The 20,111-nt window shown below is 72.8% G+C and carries 9 protein-coding genes and 1 pseudogene; 6 read left to right on the top strand and 4 right to left on the bottom strand.

What is annotated here, in order from left to right; all coding sequences use genetic code 11:
- Positions 1-83: 83 nt before the first annotated feature.
- Genes ACZ7PG_RS45650 through ACZ7PG_RS45640 form a run of 3 tightly spaced genes read right to left on the bottom strand, consistent with a single transcriptional unit; the run spans position 84 to position 3,069 of the window.
- On the bottom strand, positions 84-1,046 hold the full coding sequence (locus ACZ7PG_RS45650; RefSeq protein ID WP_470245454.1) for an NAD-dependent epimerase/dehydratase family protein: 963 nt from the start codon (positions 1,044-1,046) through the stop codon (positions 84-86).
- 13 nt (positions 1,047-1,059) lie between these two features.
- Positions 1,060-2,352, bottom strand: coding sequence for a nucleotide sugar dehydrogenase (locus ACZ7PG_RS45645; RefSeq protein ID WP_470245453.1), 1,293 nt, complete (start codon positions 2,350-2,352; stop codon positions 1,060-1,062).
- A 33-nt stretch (positions 2,353-2,385) separates the two neighbouring features.
- Positions 2,386-3,069: a PIG-L deacetylase family protein gene (locus ACZ7PG_RS45640; RefSeq protein WP_470245452.1), complete on the bottom strand. Its 684-nt coding sequence runs from the start codon at positions 3,067-3,069 to the stop codon at positions 2,386-2,388.
- Positions 3,070-3,361: 292 nt separating this feature from the next.
- Between ACZ7PG_RS45640 and ACZ7PG_RS45635 the strand changes: the two are divergent.
- Positions 3,362-14,149: pseudogene (locus ACZ7PG_RS45635) on the top strand (SDR family NAD(P)-dependent oxidoreductase); the annotation flags it as partial.
- A gap of 69 nt (positions 14,150-14,218) precedes the next feature.
- Here the strand turns inward: ACZ7PG_RS45635 and ACZ7PG_RS45630 are convergent.
- Positions 14,219-14,944, bottom strand: a complete 726-nt coding sequence (locus tag ACZ7PG_RS45630) for a TetR/AcrR family transcriptional regulator (RefSeq protein WP_470245451.1) — start codon at positions 14,942-14,944, stop codon at positions 14,219-14,221.
- A gap of 76 nt (positions 14,945-15,020) precedes the next feature.
- Between ACZ7PG_RS45630 and ACZ7PG_RS45625 the strand changes: the two genes are divergently transcribed.
- From ACZ7PG_RS45625 to ACZ7PG_RS45605, 5 genes are all read left to right on the top strand, one after another.
- A complete protein-coding gene (locus ACZ7PG_RS45625) occupies positions 15,021-15,452 on the top strand; it encodes a hypothetical protein (RefSeq protein ID WP_470245450.1) in 432 nt (143 codons plus the stop codon).
- 111 nt (positions 15,453-15,563) lie between these two features.
- Positions 15,564-15,800 carry a hypothetical protein gene (locus tag ACZ7PG_RS45620; protein WP_470245449.1) on the top strand — a complete coding sequence of 79 codons (237 nt, stop codon included), beginning with the start codon at positions 15,564-15,566 and terminating at the stop codon, positions 15,798-15,800.
- The gene (locus tag ACZ7PG_RS45615; protein ID WP_470245448.1) at positions 15,797-16,564 is read left to right on the top strand and encodes an ABC transporter ATP-binding protein; all 768 of its coding nucleotides are present in this window, start codon (positions 15,797-15,799) and stop codon (positions 16,562-16,564) included. Before ACZ7PG_RS45620 ends, ACZ7PG_RS45615 begins: the two co-directional genes overlap by 4 nt.
- Positions 16,561-19,116: an ABC transporter permease gene (locus ACZ7PG_RS45610; protein ID WP_470245447.1), complete on the top strand. Its 2,556-nt coding sequence runs from the start codon at positions 16,561-16,563 to the stop codon at positions 19,114-19,116. Before ACZ7PG_RS45615 ends, ACZ7PG_RS45610 begins: the two co-directional genes overlap by 4 nt.
- 98 nt (positions 19,117-19,214) lie before the next feature.
- Complete coding sequence (locus ACZ7PG_RS45605; protein ID WP_470245446.1) at positions 19,215-20,054, top strand: nucleotide disphospho-sugar-binding domain-containing protein; 840 nt, start codon at positions 19,215-19,217, stop codon at positions 20,052-20,054.
- Positions 20,055-20,111: the final 57 nt, after the last annotated feature.

Raw genomic sequence — 20,111 nt, 5'->3', positions numbered from 1 at the left:
CCGATCGACCCCGGCCCCGAACGCGCGGAAGGGGCCCTTCCCCGCACCCCAAGCGGGAAAAGGCCCCTTCAGCACAACCGGGGTCAGGAACCGCGCTGGTCCGCCACCACCGCGGCGATGATGTCGTCCAGCGTGCGGGTCGGGGAGAAGCCGATCTGCCCCAACGCCTTCTCGCAGTTCGGGATCCGGCGCTGCATGTCCTCGTACCCGTCGCCGTACGCCTCCTCGTACGGCACCTTCGCGATCGTGCTCGCCGAGCCCGTCGCCGAGATCACGCGCTCGGCCAGCTGGGCGATCGTCGTCTGCTCGGTGCTGCCGAGGTTGAACACCTTGCTGTACGCCGTTTCGTCGGACAGCAGCGCCACCAGTGCCGGGACGACGTCGTGGACGTGGCAGAAGCAGCGCGTCTGCTGGCCGTCGCCGAACACCGTGATCGGCTCGCCCGCCAAAGCCTGCTTGACGAAGCGCGGGATGACCATGCCGTACCGCCCGGTCTGGCGGGGGCCGACCGTGTTGAACGGGCGGACGATCACCGTGCGCAGGCCGTGCTCGACCGCGTACAGGTACGCGAACGTCTCGTCCAGCGCCTTCGCCTCCGCGTACGACCAGCGGTTCTTCAGCGGCGAGCCGATGATCCGGTCGGCGTCCTCGGTGAGGCCGTCGGCGGTGTTCTTGCCGTAGATCTCGCTCGTGGACGCCACCAGGATCGGCACGTCGTGCTGCAGCGCCGCGTCCAGCATCGTCTCGGTGCCGTGGAGGTTGGTGCGCAGGCTCTCCATCGTCTTGTCGAGGATGGTGAACACGCCGACCGCGGCCGCGAGGTGGAAGATCGCGTCGATGCCGGCCATGCACGCCTCGACCGCCGAGGGGTCGGTCACCGAGCCGCGCACGAAGCGGAAGCCCGGCCGGTCGCGGACGCCGGCGAGGTTGTCGAGCGTGCCGGTGCTGAGGTTGTCGAGCGCGACGACCTCGTGGCCGCGCTCCAGGAGGTGCTCGGTCAGGTGGGAGCCGATGAAGCCGGCGCCGCCGGTGATGAGGTAACGCACGTCGGATTTCCTCTCAGTTCGCGAACAGCGAAGGGTCGAAGCGGTAGGTGGCGTCGATGACGAGCGGGCAGTCGCCGAGCCAGTCGTAGCCGTGGCCGGGCTGGACGGTGTGGATCAGCGCGACGTCCCAGTCGTCGCCGTCCGGCTCGACGACGCTGTCGAGCTGGCCGCCGGTGACGCGGATGGTCGGGACCAGCGGGTCGTGGTAGCCGACCTTCGCGCCCTTGGCCGCCAGCAGGTCGATGATGTCCAGCGCGGACGACGACCGGACGTCCTGGACGCCGGGCTTGTACGTCACGCCGACCACCAGCACGCGCGTGCCGGCCAGGCCCTTCCCGTCGCGGGACAGGGTGTTGGCGACGCGGTCGACGACCTGCTTGGGACGTTCGGCGATGGCGTGCATGGCCTGGGTGACCAGCGGCGCGTTGTGCTGCGTCGCGCGCAGCTGCCAGAGCAGGTAGTGCGGGTCGCACGGGATGCAGTGGCCGCCGACGCCCGGGCCGGGGTGGAAGGCCATGAAGCCGTAGGGCTTGCTCGCCGCCGCGTCGATCACCTCGATCGGGTCGATCGCGAAGCCGTCGCTGATCTCCGCGAACTCGTTGGCCAGCGCGATGTTCACCGCGCGGAACGTGTTCTCGTACAGCTTCGTCAGTTCGGCGACCTCGGCCGAGCTGACGCAGTGCACCTGCGGGGTCAGGAGGTTGATGACGCGCCGGGCCATCGCGGTGCACGCCGGCGTCACGCCGCCCAGGACACGCGGGGTCTCCTGCTGCGTGTGCGTGACGTTGCCGGGGTCGATGCGCTCGGGGCTGGACGCGACGAAGATGTCGCGGCCGATCTTGAAGCCCTTGGCGACCAGCGGCTTCACCAGCATCCGCTCGGAGGTGCCGACGTAGCTGGTGGAGGTGAGGATCAGCGTCTGGCCGGCCCTGGCGTGCGCGATCACGGCCGTGCAGGCGCTTTCCAGCGGACCGAGGTCGGGCAGCAGGTACTCGTCCAGCCCGGTCGGCACGCACACCAGCACCGCGTCGGCCTCGGCCATCCGCTCCGGATCGGCGGTGAGCTGGAAGTCCTCCTGGTGCACGGCTTTCTCGAGCCGGCGGTGGTCGGCTTCGATCAGGTCGACCTCGCCGGTGCGGATCGCGTCGAGGCGGTTCTGCGAGAGGTCGATGCCGATGATCGCGACACCGCTTTCGTGCAGGCCCAGCGCGGTCGGCAGGCCGACGTACCCCATCCCGATCACCGCGACGGAGGTCAGCTCGTTCAGTTCGGCCAGGATTTCGTGTTCAGCGACAGTACTCGTCATTGCGGTTCACCCGTTTCTCGCGCGGTGGAAGGGTCAGTGCACGACCCGGACGATTTCGAAGGCTTCGGCGAGCTCGGTGGAGATCTGCGAACCCCGGTACTCGGCCAGGGCGCGGACTCCCCGCTCGCTGCGCGGGTGGGGCCAGGGCTCGAGCTCCTTGCCGTACGCGCGCAGGGCTTCGATCTTGCGCTCGATGTGCGTCTCCTCGAGGCGCTGCCAGCAGTTGGGGCGGAAGGTGACCGGCAGCCCGGACGCCTCGCCGACGTCGGTGGCCGAGCGGATCTCGAAGGTCCGCACCTCCTGGACGCTGCCCTTGCCCGGCCGGCCCGCGACCCGCGCGGCCCGGCTGACCAGCGCGTGGTCGGTGCTCAGGTCGCACATGCTCGTGGTGAGGATCGTGTCGGGCTCGAAGTCCCGGACCTCGTTCTCCACCATCCGGTTGAGCTCGAGGTGGCTGACGGTGTCGAGGCGGTTGTCCCCGAACTCGTGGATGCGCACGCGTTCGATGCCCAGCGTCTTCGCGGCCAGCTCGATCGCGGCGGTGCGGTTGACGACCCCGGCGCCGTTCGCCGACCGTGAGCCGTCGTCGTTGGTGAGGATGCAGAGCGCGATCGTCACGCCCTCGTCGGCGAGCCGGGCGATGGTGCCGCCCGCGCCGAGCGTCTCGTCGTCGCCGTGCGCTCCCACGACCAGCAGCTTGCTAATTTTCCTGCGCATAACGGATCCCCAGTCTTGGTGCTGATGGAAGTGCCGTCGCACGGCATCAACGAGCAACAGAAGTTTCTTCCCGGAATCTGACATCCGCTCGCGGCGACCGACAACCCCTAAAGACCGTCTAAAGCGGACCTTGGCGGGGGAGCGGGCCGGCGGCCTAGGGGCGCGATTCCCGCGTTGTCCGGGGCCATTAGGGGTGGGTGCGCCCGCGACGCGCTCGTATCGTCAATCGCATTGCTGTGGGGGCGCGCGATCCCCCTTTCCAGCGCAGGCGACGTGGAAGGAAAGAGGACTCGTGGGCAACTCCGAAGACAAGCTGGTCGGTGCGCTCCGTGCCTCCCTCAAGGAGAGCGAACGGCTGCGCGAGAAGAACCGGCGGCTGACCGAAGCCGCGCGGGAACCGATCGCGATCATCGGCATGGCCTGCCGGTTCCCGGGCGGCGCCACGACCCCGGAAGAGCTCTGGCGGATCCTCGACGGCGGCGTCGACGCGATCGGCGAGTTCCCCGCGAACCGCGGCTGGGACCTGGACCGGCTCTACGACCCGTCCGGCGAGCGCGAGGGCTCGAGCTACGTGCGTGAAGGCGGGTTCCTCCACGACGCCCTGGACTTCGACGCCGACCTCTTCGGCATCAGCCCGCGCGAAGCCCTGCTCATGGACCCGCAGCAACGGCTCCTGCTGGAAACCTCCTGGGAGGCCTTCGAACGCGCGGGGATCGCGCCCCACTCGGTCAAGGGCAGCCCCACCGGCGTCTTCGCCGGCACGATGTACCACAACTACCAGGGCAGCTACGGCTCCTCCGGCGTCATCTCCGGCCGGCTCGCCTACACCTTCGGCCTCGAAGGGCCCGCGGTCACCATCGACACGGCGTGCTCGTCGTCGCTCGTCGCGCTGCACATGGCCGTGCAGGCGCTGCGCTCCGGTGAGTGCTCGCTCGCGCTCGCGGGCGGCGTTTCGGTGATGTCGACGCCGCGCACCTTCGTCGAGTTCAGCCTCGACGGCACGCTCGCCCGCAGTGCCCGCTGCCGTGCCTTCGCCGACTCCGCCGACGGCACCGGCTGGTCCGAGGGCTGCGGGATGCTGCTGGTGGAGAAGCTTTCCGACGCCCGCCGCAACGGCCACCCGGTGCTCGCCATCGTGCGCGGCACCGCGATCAACCAGGACGGCGCGTCCAACGGCATGACCGCCCCCAACGGTCCCGCCCAGCAGCGCGTGATCCGTCAGGCGCTCGCCAACGCCCGCGTCAGCCCCGACGAGGTCGACGTCGTCGAGGCGCACGGCACCGCGACCAAGCTCGGCGACCCGATCGAGGCGGGCGCGCTGCTCGCGACCTACGGCCAGGGGCGTCCCGAGAACTCGCCGCTGTGGCTGGGTTCGGTGAAGTCGAACGTCGGCCACACGCAGGCCGCGTCCGGTGTCGCCGGCGTGCTGAAGATCGTGCTGGCGCTGAACAACGAGGTGCTGCCGCAGACGCTGCACGTCGACCAGCCGACCCGGCAGGTCGACTGGAGCGCCGGGCAGGTCGAGCTGCTCACCGAGCGACGGCCGTGGGAGCGCAACGGCCACCCGCGCCGCGGCGCCGTCTCGTGCTTCGGCCTGAGCGGCACCAACGCGCACGTCATCCTCGAAGAGGCCCCGGACCCGGAGGCCGTCGAAGAGACCCCGCGTGACGACGCCGCGATCCCGTTCGTCCTGTCCGGCCGGACGCCGCAGGCACTGCGCGCCCAGGCCACCCGGCTGATCACGACCCTCGACGAGACCCCCGCCGCGCTGCTCGACGTCGCCGCGACGCTGGCCGCCGGGCGCACGCACCTCGACCACCGCGCCGCCGTCGTGGCCGGCGACCGTGACGAGCTGCTCGCCGCGCTGCGCGCGTTCGCCGACGGCGAGCCCGGCGCGCTGACCGGCGTCGCCCGTGGCGAGACGAACACCGCGTTCCTGTTCTCCGGCCAGGGTTCCCAGCGCCCCGGCATGGGACGCGAGCTGGCGAAGTACCCGGTGTTCGCCCAGGCGTACGCCGAGACCTGCGCCGAGCTGGACCGGCACCTCGACCGCCCGATCCGCGAGGTGATCGACACCGACGCGGACGCCCTGTCCCAGACCGGGAACACCCAGGCGGCCCTGTTCGCCTTCGAGGTCGCGTTGTTCCGGCTCGTCGAGTCGTGGGGCCTGGTCCCGGACGCCGTGTGCGGCCACTCCATCGGCGAGCTGGCCGCGGCGCACTGCGCCGGCGTGCTGTCCCTTGCCGACGCCGCGAAGCTGGTCGCCGCCCGCGGCCGCATGATGCAGGCCCTGCCGGCAGGCGGGGCGATGGTCGCCGTCGAAGGGACTCCCGACGAAGTCGCGGCCCACGATCCACAAGGGACGGTCGACGTCGCGGCCGTCAACGGCCCGCGATCAGTCGTCATCTCCGGCGCGGAAGACGCCGTCATCGCGGTCGGCGACAAGTTCGTCGACGCCGGTCGCCGGACCACGCGGCTGAAGGTCTCGCACGCGTTCCACTCGCGGCTGATGGAGCCGATGCTCGCCGAGTTCCGCGCCGTGGCGAAGAGCCTCACCTACGCGCAGCCCGAGCTGACCGTCATCTCGAGCGTCACCGGCGCCGAGGTCTCCGCCGAGCTGACCGACCCCGAGTACTGGGTGCGCAACGTCCGGCAGCCGGTCCGGTTCGCCGACGCTGTGCGCGCGCTGGCTGCCGAGGGCATCAACCGGTTCCTGGAGCTGGGCCCGGACGCGCCGCTGACCGCCGCCGTCCCGCAGTCCGCCGACACCGCGGTCGCCGTCGCGGCGCAGCGCCGGGACGTCCCCGAGGACGTCGCGCTCGCCGCCGCCCTCGCGACCCTGCACGTCCGGGGCGTCGTGCCGGACTGGGCGAAGCACTTCGCCTCCCGCGGCGCGGGCCGGGCCGACCTGCCGACGTACGCCTTCCAGAGCCAGCGGTACTGGCTGGAGGTCTCGTCCGACTCCGGTGACCTCTCCTCGCTCGGCCTCGACCCGGTCGACCACCCGCTGCTCGGCGCGGCCACGCTGCTGGCCGACGCCGACGGCCTGGTGCTGTCCGGCCGGATCTCCGCCGCCACCCACCCGTGGCTCAACGACCACGTCGTCGGCGGTGCGGTCCTGCTGCCCGGCACGGCTTTCGTCGAGCTGGCCGTCCGCGCCGGCGACGAGGCCGCCTGCGGCCGCGTCCGCGACCTGACCCTGCACGCCCCGCTGGTGCTGCCCGCGAAGGGCGCCGCGCGGATCCAGGTCCGGATCGGCAAGCCCGCCGCCGACGGGTCGCGCCCGATCAGTGTCCACTCGCGACCGGACGACCTCGCCGCGACCGGCGGCTGGACCCGCCACGCCGACGGCACGCTCGCGCCGGCCACGGCTGCCGCGGCGTTCGACCTCAGCGTGTGGCCGCCCACCGGGGCCGAGGTCGTCGACCTCGACGGCATGTACGACCTGCTCGCCGAGGCCGGCATGGCCTACGGCCCGGTCTTCCAGGGCCTGCGCGCGGCCTGGCAGTCCGGCGACGACATCTTCGCCGAAGTCGCCCTGCCCGAGCAGGAGCGGCTCGGCGCCGAGGCGTTCGGCCTGCACCCCGCGGTCTTCGATGCGTCCCTGCACGCCGTCGGCCTGAGCAGCGCCGCCGGCGAGGGCACGACCCTGCCGTACTCCTGGTCCGACGTCGAGCTGCTGGCCGCGGGCGCGGCGTCGCTGCGGGTGCACGTCCGCCCGACCGGCGAGCAGACGGTCGAGCTGCGCCTGGCCGACTCGGCCGGAGCGCCGGTCGCCCGCGTCGGGCAGCTGAGCCTGCGCCGGATCAGCGAGGAACAGCTCGCCGCGGCTCGCGCAAAGCCCGGCGGGACCGACTCCCTCTACCGCGTCGACTGGGTGCCCACGACCCTGCCGGAAGCCTTCGATGCGGACTTCACGGTGTACGAGGTCAAGCCGGGAACGACGGCCACCGCGGCGAAGAAAGCCGTCCACAGTGCACTGTCCACAGTGCGGGAAGCCGACGGCCGCCTGCTCGTGGTGACCCACGGCGACCTGGCCGGCGCCGCCGTCGCCGGGCTCGTCCGCTCGGCCCAGGTCGAGAACCCGGGCCGGCTCGTGCTCGTCGAGGGCGCCGCGACGCCGGAGCAGCTCGCCGCGATCGCCGTCGCCGACGAGACGTCCGTGCGTGTCGACGGCGACCAGGTGACCGTGCCGCGCCTGGCCCGCGCCACCCCGGAGGCCGGGGACCCGCCGGACTGGGGAACCGTGCTCATCACCGGCGGTACCGGCGCGCTGGGCAAGCTCGTCGCGAAGCACCTCGTGCGACAGCACGGCGTCAAGAACCTCGTCCTCGTCAGCCGCCGTGGCCCGGACGCCGAGGGTGCCGCGGAACTCGTCGCCGAACTGGCCGAGCTGGGCGCCGAGGCGGTCGTCGTGGCCGCCGACCTCGCGAACCGTACGAAGGTCCGGGCCCTGCTCAAGAAGCACCCGGTGAACTCCGTCGTCCACGCGGCCGGTGTGCTCGACGACGGCGTCCTCGCCTCGATGACGCCCGAGCGCATCGACGGCGTCTTCGACCCGAAGGCACTGGCCGCCTGGCACCTGCACGAGCTGGCCGGCGACCTCACCGCGTTCGTCACGTTCTCCTCGGCCGCCGGCGTGCTGGGCGCGCCGGGCCAGGCCAACTACGCCGCCGCCAACGCCTTCCTGGACGCGCTCACCGCGGCGCGCCGCGCCGAGGGCAAGCCGGGGCACTCGCTCGCCTGGGGCATGTGGGAGTCGGCGGCCGGCATGGCCGGCGAAACCCACGGCAAGCGCGGCCTCGGCGCCTTCGGCGTGGAAGAGGGCCTGGCCCTGTTCGACGCCGCGGTCGGCGCGGCGGGGGACGAGTACGTCCCGATCAAGCTCGACCTGCCCGCCCTGCGTGACGCGGCGGGCGGTGTCCCCGACCTGCTGCGCGGCCTCGTCCCGGCGTCGCGGCGGACGGTGTCCGACCGCGAGGCCGGCGCGGATTCGCTGCTGGGCAAGCTGATCCGGCTCCCCGCGGACAAGCGCCGCGACCACCTGCTCGACCTGGTGGTCCAGCACTCGGCCGCGGTGCTCGGCCACGGCTCGGCCGACCTGGTCGACGCCGACCGCGCGTTCAAGGACCTCGGCTTCGACTCGCTGACCGCGGTCGAGCTGCGCAACGCGCTCAACGAGGCCACCGGCCTGAGCCTGACCGCGACGCTCGTCTTCGACTACCCGACCGCGGGCGACCTCGCGGCGCACCTGCACGACTCGCTGCTCGGCGAGCTCGACGACGCCGCCGAGTCCGCGGAAACCACCGTCGTCGCGAGCACCGACGAGCCGATCGCGATCGTCGGCATGGCCTGCCGGTTCCCCGGCGGCGTCACCACGCCGGACGAGCTGTGGGAGCTCGTCGCGGCCGGCCGGGACGGCACTTCGCGGTTCCCCGAGGACCGCTCGTGGGACCTCGACTACTGGCTCGGCATGGCTTCCGCCGCGGGCAAGGAGCCCAACGGCGGGTTCGTCACCGGCGCCACCGACTTCGACGCAGGCTTCTTCGGCATCAGCCCGAACGAAGCCGTGATGATGGACCCGCAGCAGCGGATGCTCCTCGAAGCGTGTTGGGAGGCGTGCGAGTCCGCGGGCATCGACCCGTTGTCGCTCAAGGGCACCGACACCGGCGTGTTCGCCGGCGTCATGCAGTCCGACTACGACCCGGGCCCGCTCGGCACGGTCGAGCACAACGGCCTCTTCCGCGGTTCCGGCGCGCTCGGCAGCGTCGTGTCCGGCCGGGTCGCCTACACCTACGGGCTCGAGGGGCCCGCCGTCTCGATCGACACCGCGTGCTCGTCGTCGCTGGTGGCACTGCACCTGGCCGTCCAGGCGCTGCGCCAGGGTGACTGCTCGCTGGCACTGGCCGGCGGCGTGGCCGCGCTGGTCTCGCCGGAGCCGTTCGTGCACTTCGACAACAGCGGCACCGCCACCGACGGGCGGACGAAGGCCTACTCGGCCGCGGCCGACGGCGTGGGCTGGGCGGAAGGTGTCGGCCTGCTCGTGGTCGAGCGGCTCTCCGACGCCCGGCGCAACGGGCACGAGGTCCTCGCCGTGGTCCGCTCCAGCGCGGTGAACTCCGACGGCGCGTCCAACGGCCTCACCGCCCCGAACGGTCCCTCGCAGGAGCGCGTGATCAAGCGCGCCCTCAAGCTCGCGGGCCTGACGACGTCCGAAGTGGACGCCGTCGAGGGCCACGGCACCGGCACCACGCTGGGCGACCCGATCGAGGCCAACGCGCTGCTCGCCACCTACGGCCGCGACCGGTCCGACGACGAGCCGCTGTGGCTGGGGTCGGTCAAGTCGAACATCGGGCACGCCCAGGCCGCCGCGGGTGTCGCCGGGGTGATCAAGATGATCCTCGCGATGCGCCACGGCGAGCTGCCGATGACCCGCCACGGCGACGACCCGTCGCCGCACGTCGACTGGTCCGCGGGCGCCGTGCGGCTGCTCGCCGAGACGATCCCGTGGCCCGACCGGGGACACCCGCGCCGCGCCGGTGTCTCGGCCTTCGGTTACAGCGGCACCAACGCGCACGTGATCCTGGAGCAGGCCCCGCCGGCCGAAGCGGTCGAGCCGGTGCGTGCCGCGGGGGAGCGGCCCGCGGTGCTCCCGCCGTGGCTGCTGACCGCGCGCACGCCGGAGGCACTGCCGCTGCAGGCCGCCGCGTTGCTGACCCACCTCGACGAGCACCCGGACCTGGACCCCCTCGACGTCGGCTTCTCGCTGGCCGTGCGCGAGCCGGTGCTGCCGTACCGCGCCGCGGTGGTCGGAGACGACTTCGTCGCCGGGCTCACCGCGCTGGCCGCCGGGGAGGACTCGCCGGCCGTCGTGCGCGGGACCGCCCGCGGCGGCAAGACGGCGTTCCTGTTCCCCGGCCAGGGCACCCAGCGCCCCGGCATGGGCCGCGAGCTGTGCGCCGCGTTCGGCGTCTTCGAGCACGCGTTCACGCAGACGAGCGCGCTGTTCGACGGCCACCTCGGCCGGTCGCTGCGTCAGGTGATGTTCGCCGAGGAGGGCTCGGCCGACGCCCAGCTGCTCGACCGGACGGCGTTCACCCAGGCCGCGCTCTTCACCATGCAGGTCGCGCTCTACCGCCTGGTCGAGTCGTGGGGCCTGCGTCCCGATGTGCTGATGGGGCACTCCGTCGGCGAGATCGCCGCGGCCCACGTTTCCGGGGTGCTTTCGCTGAAGGACGCCGTCAAACTGGTCGCCCACCGCGGCCAGCTGATGCAGGAGCTGTCCGGCGGCGCCGTCGTCGCGGTCGAGGCCGTCGAGGACGAGGTGACGCCGCTGCTCACCGCCGCCTGCGGGATCGCGGCGATCAACGGCCCCACGTCCCTGGTGGTCTCCGGGGACGAGTCCGACGTCCTCGCGATCGCCGAACACTTCAAGGCACAGGGCCGCCGCACCAAGCGGCTGGTGATCAGCCAGGCGATCCACTCGCCGCTGCTCGACGAGATCCTGGACGAGCTGCGTGAGATCGCCGAGGAGCTCACCTACGAGCCCGCCCGGATCCCCGTCGTGTCCACAGTGGACGGGACGGCGGTCGATCCGGAACGCTGGACCGACCCGGAGTACTGGGTCGCGAACTGCCGGCAGTCCGTCCGGTTCCTCGACGGCGTCCACGCCCTTGAAGCCGCCGGCGTGAGCCGGTACGTCGAACTCGGCACCGACGGCACCCTCGCCGCCATTACCCAGAGCTGCCTGGCCGGGGACCCGCGCGACGCCGTCGTGATCACCCTGCGGGCCAAGACCCAGGAAGAGGTCCGGGGCGCGCAGCTGGCGGCGGGACGGTTCTTCGCCCACGGCCTCGGCTTGGCCGGCGCGAAGCTGTTCCGCGGCGCCGAGCGTGTCGCGCTGCCGCCGTACGCCTTCCACCGCAGCCGGTACTGGCCGGACGTCGACATGGAAGCCCTGCACGCGACCGGCGACCTCGCCGCGACCGGGCTCGATTCGACCGAACACCCCCTGGTCTCCGCCGCGCTCGCGGTGGCGGGCTCGACGCAGGTGGTGCTGACCGGGCAGATCTCGGTGCACACGCACCCCTGGCTGGCGGACCACACTGTCGGCGGCACGATCGTCTTCCCGGGCGCGGGCTTCGTCGAACTGGCCGTGCGGGCCGGCGACGAGACCGGCTGCCCGCGGCTCGACGAGCTGACCCTGGAAGCGCCGCTGGTGCTGCCGACGCTGGGCAAGGTGCGGCTGCAGGTCGTCGTCGACGAGCCGGCCGCTTCCGGCCACCGCGCGGTCGCGGTGTACTCGCAGGCCGACGACCTCTGGGTCCGGCACGCCGCTGGTGTCCTGGCGCCCGCTGCTGGTGCTGAGCCGGGTGGGCTGACGGCCTGGCCGCCCGCCGATGCCGAGCCGGTTTCCCTGGACGGGCTGTACGAAGGTTTCGCCGCCGCCGGGCTCGGCTACGGACCCGCGTTCCAGGGCTTGTCCGCGGCTTGGACCCGCGACGGCGAGGTGTTCGCGGAGGTCGTCGCAGCCGAGGCCGTTGGCGGGTTCGGACTGCACCCGGCCGTCCTCGACGCGGCCCTGCACGCGATCGGCCTCTGCGACACGGTCACGGTCGCGGGCGGGCTGCCGTTCGCGTGGACGGGTGTCGAGCTGCACGCGGCGGGCGCGTCCCGGCTGCGGGTCCGGGTCGTCCCGCTCGGCGCTGACTCCGTGTCCCTGGAACTGGCGGACCAGACGGGCCGCCCGGTCGCTTCCGTCGGTTCGCTCGTGCTGCGGGCGGGGGCGACGGACGTCTCGGTGGTCCGGCCGCCGCGCTCGCTCCACGGCTGGGCGTGGCAACCGGTCCCCGTGCCCGCGACCGCGGCCACCGACTTCGAGATCGTCGACGTGTCCACTTCGGACTCCGTGCAGGACACGCTGACCCTGGTACTGGACCGGGTGCGCGAGTCGCAGGCCACGATGGTCGTGCGCACCCGCGGCGCCGTCGCCCTCGACGGCGAGGACGTCACCGATCTGGCGGGCGCGGCCGTGTGGGGCCTGATCCGCTCGGCGCAGTCGGAGAACCCGGGCCGGTTCGTCCTGCTCGACACCGACTCCACCGACCTGCTGCCGCAGCTCGTGGCCGCCGGGGAACCGCAGCTCGTGGTGCGGAACGGCGTCGCGTACGGCGGTCGGCTGACCCGGCTCGCGCCGTCCACCGAAGCACCCACGTCGACGTTCGACGGCACCACGCTCGTCACCGGAGCCACGGGCGCGCTCGGCTCACACCTGGTGCGGCACCTGGTCACCGAGCACGGCGTCCGGAAGCTGGTGCTCGTCAGCCGCCGGGGCGCGGCTCCCGGCCAGGTCGAGGAACTGACCGAGTTGGGTGCGGACGTCACGGTCGCCGCGTGCGACGCCGCCGACGCCGATGCGCTGGCAGAAGTGCTCGCCGAGCACCCGGTGACCGCGGTGGTGCACCTGGCGGCCGTGGTGGACGACGCGACGCTGCCGTCCCTGACCCCCGAGCGGCTGGCCGCCGTCCTGCGGCCCAAGGTCGACGCGGCGATCAACCTGCACCGGCTGACGTCGAACCTGAAGGCGTTCGTGCTGTTCTCGTCGGTCGCCGGGCTCCTGGGCAACGCCGGTCAGGGTGCGTACGCCGCCGCGAACAGCTTCCTCGACGGACTGGCCGCGCACCGGCGTGCCCAGGGAATGCCCGCGCAGTCCCTCGCTTGGGGGCTGTGGGAGGCGACCGCGGGACTGTCCGAAGTGGATCGGACGCGGATGGCGCGCACCGGCCTGGCACCACTGTCCACAGAGGAAGGGTTGGCGCTGTTCGACGCGGCCGTCGCCCGGCCGGAGGCCCTGCTGGTGCCGATGAAGGTCGACACCGGTTCGGCGGCGGGCGACGTCCCGCCGGCGTTCCGGGCGCTGGTGCCGCAAACGCGGCGGACGGCGTCGACGAGTGGTCCGTCGCTGAAGGAGCGGCTGGCCGGGCTCGAACCGCTGCGGCGGGAACGGGCCGTGCTCGACCTGGTCCTGGACCGGACCGCGGGCCTGCTCGGCTACGCCGGGGGCAGCGCGATCGAGGCGCAGCGGCACTTCCTGGAGTCCGGTTTGGACTCGCTGACCGCCGTCGAGCTGCGCAACGGGCTCAACGAGGACACCGGGCTGCGGCTGCCGCCGACCGTCGTCTTCGACCACCAGACCCCGGCGGGCCTGGCCGCGCACCTGCTGTCCGAACTGGACGGTGACGTGGTGGTGGCCCCGGCCGGCGAACCCGACGCGCTGGCGGACGTCTTCGCCGACGCGGTGCGGGCCGGGCGCGTCGAGGACGGGCTCAGCATGCTGGCGGCGGTGGCCAACCTCCGTCCGGCGTTCACCTCACCGGCCGACATCGACGGCCTGCCGGCTCCGGTGCGGCTCAAGGAAGGCACGGCCGGGGTGGAGCTGTTCTGCTTCAGCACCCCGGTCGCGACCGGCGGCGTCTACCAGTACGCGAAGCTGGCCGCGGGCTTCGGCGACGGCCGGGAGCTGCACGCCGTGCCGATGCCCGGGTTCCTGCCGGGGGAGGCGCTGCCGTCGACCCCGGAGGCGATCGTCGAGGTGCTGGCGGAGAGCCTCCGCAAGTCCGCCGGCGACCGGCCGTTCGCGCTGCTCGGGTATTCGTCGGCGGGCATCCTGGTGCACGCGGTCGCGGAGTGCCTGGAGCGCGGCGGAACCCCGGCGGCGGGCACCGTGCTCCTGGACACGTACGTGATCAACGGCGACGACGCGATCGGTGACGGCGCGGCGGACCTGGCCAAGGGCATGCTGGCGAACGAGTCGCAGTACGGCTCGTTCGACCGCGCGAAGCTGACGGCGATGGCCCGGTACATGGACCTGCTGCCGAACATCGCGATCAGCGGCATCTCGACGCCGTCGCTGCTGGTCCGCGCCGGGGAGCCGTTCGACGCGGACGCCCGCAACTGGCAGACGACGTGGTCCCACGCGGACGAGGTCCGCACGGCGAAGGGGCACCACTTCACGCTGATCGACACCGACGCCCCGACCACGGCGGCCACGGTGGCCGACTGGCTCGCCGGCCTGGACTGACGCGGTCGTGAGTGAGAAACAGTGTTCTAACCCTGTTTCTCACTCACGACCGGCCGCGGCAGACCCCGGTCAGAAGATGCTCGCCATCCCGGCCACACCGGCCAGCACGGGCTCGAGCCCGGCGGTCAAGAACGCTTCCCGGTCCTCCGCGGTGACGGGGTACCGGCCGTCGGACACCAGCGCCGCCAGCTCGGCCGAGCCGTGCCGGGGAAGGTGGAACCCGAGGTGCTCCCGCACCGCCGACGCCTCCGCGGCCGACGCCGGGGTGGCCAGCCGGACCGCCGCCGCCGTCGCGAATCCCGACACCATCGTCTCGCAGCCGAGCAGGTGCTCGCCGCGGACGCCCGCGGCGGCGCAGGCGCGCAGCAGCAGCTCCGTCCAGGCCAGCCGGTTGGGCGTCACCGGGTCGCCGCGCATCGGCAGGTCCAGCAGCCACGTCCGGCTCAGCAGGCGGTCGAGCACCGCCCGCGTCCAGTCGCGGACGTCGGCCCGCCAGTCGCCCGAGGACGCCAGCCCCGGCGGTGGCGGGCCCCAGCCCGCGTCGGCGAGCAGGACCGTCAGCTCCTCCTTGGAGCTCACGTACCTGTACAGCGCGTTGGTCGTCACGCCCACCTCGTGGGCGATGTTCGGGAGCGAGGCGTTCGCGACGCCGTCGGCGTCGGCGAGCTCCACCGCCGCCGCGACGATCTGCGCCACCGAATGCGACGGCTTGGGTCCGCGGCGGGGCGGCGGCGTGCCGCCCCAGGCCAGCGTCATCCCGGGGGGCAGCTCCGGTGTCGTGTCCCTGTCCAGCATGGTGCGTCTTCCCTGGCGAGTGCTCCGGCAGTAAACTGTGAGAGTCTTACACTGATTTGGGCGGAGGGCGAGCGACGTGAGCGAGAACAGGCCGGTGGCCACGGCCGTCGGCCGGCTCCTGTGGCCGGAGCGTACGCGGGTCACCGAGCTGGATCGCAAGCTCGCCGCGACGCGGATCGAACACGATCGGGCCGAGGGCCGGTGCGAAGACGCCGAGGTCAGGCTCGCGCGCGTCCGGGTGGCCACCACCCACGCTGAGCTGGACAGCGCCGTCTCCGGGCGGTCCGGCTCCACGGTCCCGCCGATCCTGGAGGCCGCCCCGCGGGTCGGGCTGGCGGTCTGGGTCGTGGTCAGCCTCGTCAACGTCGTGGTCTACCTGACCTTGGGGATGGTCAGCGGCCAGTGGGACGGCCCGTGGGTGCTGTGGCCGGTGCTCGGCGGCGGCCTGCTCGTGCTCGGCCTGTGGTCCACACGGGAGCGGGACCGCCGGATGCGGCTGACCGAGTAGGGGCGACCCCTGTTCCCGGTCACCGGGGTCCGGGTTCCCCTCGGAGCAGGACTGCGTTAAACTGTGCAACCCATACACAGATTTATCCGTACCTGAGAGTGGGGGGCCGAGATGGCCGAGACGACAGACGGTTCCACGACCGGGGGGCGCACGGCCCTCAAGGTGGTCACGATCGTGTGGCTCGCCGGCACCGGCATTCACCTGCTGATCTGGCTGATCATGTGCTTCGCGACGCTCAGCCTGCACTCGCCGTTCTTCATCTGGCCGCTGATCGGCGGCGCGGTCATCGTGGTGCCCTGGTACCTCGCGACCCGCAACCGCTCGAACGAACGGATCGCGCGGGGATGACTACCTTGACGACCACCGGGTCGCCCGTCCGGCTGGACTCGGTGAAGAAGACGTACGGGCGCGGCGAGAGCGGCGTGGTCGCCCTCGCCGGGGTCAGCGTGGAGTTCCCCGCCGGCAGCTTCACCGCGGTGATGGGCCCGTCGGGCTCCGGCAAGAGCACCCTGCTGCACTGCGCCGCCGGGCTCGACCGGCCCGACGAGGGCAGCGTCACGCTCGTCGGCGTCGACCTCAAGGGCCGCAACGAAACCCAGCTGACCGAGCTGCGCCGCGAGCACGTGGCGTTCGTGTTCCAGTCGTTCAACCTGATGCCCGCCCTCAACGTCGAGGAGAACATCACCCTCCCGATGCTGCTGGCCGGCAAGGAACCGGACCGGGCGTGGATCGCCCAGGTCGTCGAGCGGGTCGGCCTGTCACAGCGGGTCCGGCACCGTCCCGGCGAGCTGTCCGGTGGCCAGCAGCAGCGCGTGGCGATCGCCCGCGCGCTCGCCGGCCGCTCGGCGGTCACCTTCGCCGACGAGCCGACCGGTGCCTTGGACACGACCACCGCGCTCGAGGTGCTCGGGCTCCTGCGCGAGCTGGCCGACGCCGGCCAGACGATCGTCATGGTCACCCACGACCCGGTCGCCGCGTCGTTCGCCGACGAGGTGCTCTTCCTGGTCGACGGGCAGATCGTGACCAAGATGGCCACCCCGGCCGTCGAGATGGTCGCGGCGGAGCTGGCGCGGCTCGGTGCCCGGGCCAAGCAGGCGAGGGGGCGGCAGTGAGCCCGCGGCGGGTGGTCCTGCGGATGGCGCTGGCCAGCCTGCGGTTCCGCGCGGCCGCCTCGCTGGCGACGTTGGTCGCGGTCCTGGTCGGCTGCTCGCTCCTGATCGCGTGCGGCGGCCTGTTCGAGACGGCGCTGTCGCTCGACGCCCAGCCGCAGCGGCTGGCGGCCGCGCCGGTCGTGGTGACCGGTTCGGCCGGGTTCAAGCTGCCGGACGAGGAGTCGCAGGTCGTTCCCTACGGGGAGCGCTCGGGCATCCCGGCGGGTCAGCTGGCCCAGCTCGCGTCCGTGCCGGGCGTGCGGCAGGTCGTGCCGGACACCACGTTCGCCGCGGTCGTCGTCACCGGGTCCGGCCCGCAGAGCGCCGACGCTCCGCTCGCCGGGCACGGCTGGGACTCGGCCGCGCTGGCGCCTTACTCCCTTGTGGACGGTGCGCAGCCGCAAGCCACGGGCCAGGTCGTGCTCGACGAAGCTTCGGCCGCGACTGCCGGTGTCCGCGCCGGGGGCCAGGTCGGCATCGCCGTGAACGGCGCGCCGCCGCGTGACTTCGTGGTCACCGGGATCGCGCACGCGGACACGGTCGGACCGGCCCTGTTCTTCTCACCCGCCGACGCCCAGCAGTTCTCGGTGCACCCCGGCACGGTCGACCTGGCCGGGATCTTCCCCGCCGACGGCGTGGACGCCGGCGAGCTCGCCGGCCGGATCGCCGAAAAGGTGCCCGGGCTGAACGTGCTGACCGGCGCGGACCGCGGGTCCGCCGAGTTCCCCGGCATCGACGGCGCCCAGCTGCCCCTGATCCTGCTCGCCGGCGTGTTCGGCGGCATGGTCCTGGTGGTCATGGCGCTGGTGGTGTCGGCGACGATCAGTCTCACCGTGCGGCAGCGGCAGCAGGAGCTCGCGCTGCTGCGGGCCACCGGCGCGACCCCGCGTCAGGTGCACCGCATGGTGCTCGCCGAGACGATGGTGGTGGCGGCGCTGGGTGCCCTCATCGGGCTGGCCGGCGGCCGCTTCCTCGGCACGGAGATCTTCGGTTTCACGACGGGCAACGGCATGCTGCCGCCCCAGCTGGAGTTCCAGCAGGGGATCATCGCCTTCGGCGGCGGTCTCGTGCTCTCGCTCGGCATCTCGTTCGCCGCCGCGTGGTTCGCCGCGCTGCCGGCGGCGCGGGCCCGGCCGCTGCAGGCGCTCGTCGAGGCGTCCATCCCGCCCGCGAAGGTGAACGACGTGCGCCGCTTCGGCGCGAAGGTGTTCGCCGGGGTCACCGTGCTGCTCGCCGTCGCGACCCTGTTCATGCCGGTGGACATCGCGTCGGCCGTGTGCGGTCCCGCCGTGCTGACCGGCTCGATCGCCGTCGCGCTGATCGGCCCGGAGCTGATGGCGTTCGTCGCCACCCGCTTCGGCCCGCTGATCCGGCGGATCGGCGGCCGGGACGCGGTGCTCGCGGTGATCAACTCGCGGACGCGGGCGGTGGCGTTCGCCGCCGTGCTGACGCCGATCACGCTGGCCACGGCGGTCGCGCTCGGCAACGTGTACGCCGAAACCACGCAACAGCACGCCATCATCGGTGCCTACGCCGACCAGCTTCAGGCCGACGCGGTGGTGACCAGTGGCACCGGGGCGGTCTCGCCGGCGCTGGCCGACGCCGTCCGGCAGGCGAAGGGCGTCGGGTCGGTGTCGCCGCTGGTGACCAGCCAGGGCTGGATCGAAGAGCCCTACGACGGCAACGGCAGCGACCCCGGCCGGCTGCTCGGCCTCGACGTCCGGGACGCGAACGGGGTGCTGGCGACGCCGGTGACGTCCGGTTCGCTGGGCGAGCTCACCGGTGAGACGGTGGCGCTGCCCGAAGGCATCGCGGACGACCTGGACCTGAAGCTCGGCGACCAGATCACCATGCGCCTCGGCGACGGCGCGCAGGTGAAGGTGAAGATCGTCGCGCTGCTGGACAGCCCGTCGGGCTACCCGAGCATCGTGCTGCCGGCCGCGCTCCTCGCCCCGCACACGACGTCGGGCGTGGCGAGCAGGCTGCTGGTGCGTGCCGCGGACGGCCAGGACGCGGCGGCGGTCGTCTCGGCGGTCACCGCGGCGACGGCAAGCTGGCCCGGAGCCGTCGTCGGGGATTCCGACGCGGTGACGGAAAGCTTCGCGGCGAGCGCCGACATCGAGGCGATGATCCACTTCCTGCTGGCCGTGCTCGCGATCGCGTACGCCGCGATCGCTGCGGTGAACACGCTCGCCGTGGCGGTGCTTTCGCGGCGTCGCGAGTTCGGCGTGCAGCGGCTGGCGGGTGCGCGGCGGGGACAGGTCCGGTCGATGCTGATGATCGAGGGCGGCATCCTGGCCGTGCTCGGCCTGGTGCTCGGGACGGGGATCTCGCTGTTCACGGTGATTCCCATGGCGCTCTCGTCCGGCACCATCGTGCCGGTCGGCCCGCTTTGGGTGTTCCTCGCGGTCATCGCCGCGGTGTTCCTGATCGTCTGGCCGGTCACCGCGCTTTCCGCGCGGCTGGCGATGCGGCGCAGCCCGATCGAAGCGGTGACGTTGCCGGGGCAGTAATCATTTTGTAGGGGTTCGCGGGCCGGTTCGGCGCGGATAGTCTCGAATTCGACTATCCGCACCGGGCCGGCCCGGTTTCCTTTTCTGGAGTGGATCCCATGCGCGTTCTCCTGGCCGCTCCGCCGTCGCCCGCGCGGCTGCACAACCTGGTCCCGCTGGCGTGGGCGCTGCGCACCGCGGGCCACGACGTGAAGATCGCCGGACGGGCGTCGTTCGTCGGCGAGATCCTCAGCACCGGGTGCGTCGCGGTCGACCTCGGAACCGAGGACACGGAGTCCGCGGCGCTGAAGGAGTTCGCCGCGCTGTGGGGCCCCGACGTCGTCGTCTCCTCCCCGGGAGCCCCGGTCGCCGGCGTCGACACGGTCCGGTTGCTGGGCCCGCTCGATGCCTCCGGCCCGGGCACTTTCGACACGGTGCCGCCGTCGCTGCGGGACGCGTCGGACGTGCGCCCGGTCCGGCACGTGCCCTACTTCGGGCCGGTCGTGGTGCCGGAGTGGCTGCGCCGCAAGGCAAGGCGCAGCCGGGTGCTGCTCTCGCTCACCGACACGTCACTGGCCGGGCCGGTGTTCGACGCCGTCGCCGGCTTGCCGGCCGAGGTGGTCTGGGCGACCGACTCCGCGCTGGAGGGCGTCTCGATGCCACCCAACGTCCGTCTGGTCGACACCGCACCGCCGGCAGCGCTCTTGCCGACGTGCACGGCCCTCGTCCACGACGGCGACGCGACGCTCGCGCTCGCGGCGGCGACGCACGGGGTGCCCCAGCTTTCCCTGACGGAGACGGCGATCGGCGCTCGGATCGCGGCGGTCGGGGCCGGGCTCGTGGGGTCGGCCGAGCAGGTCGGGGAGCTGGCTTCGCTGAGTGCCGCCGCGACCGCGCTGCGGGACGAAATCGCTGCCTTGCCGGCGCCGCGCGCGCTGGTCGCCGCCCTGACCCGCTGATTGTGGGGCCGTTAGGGGTGGGGCGGCACCACGACCGTAGGTAGCGTTTTCGACGTG

The sequence above is a fragment of the Amycolatopsis sp. NPDC114504 genome, from assembly GCF_055633595.1.
Note: the sequence above shows the minus strand (reverse complement) of the source record. Positions and strands in the feature narration are given on the sequence as shown.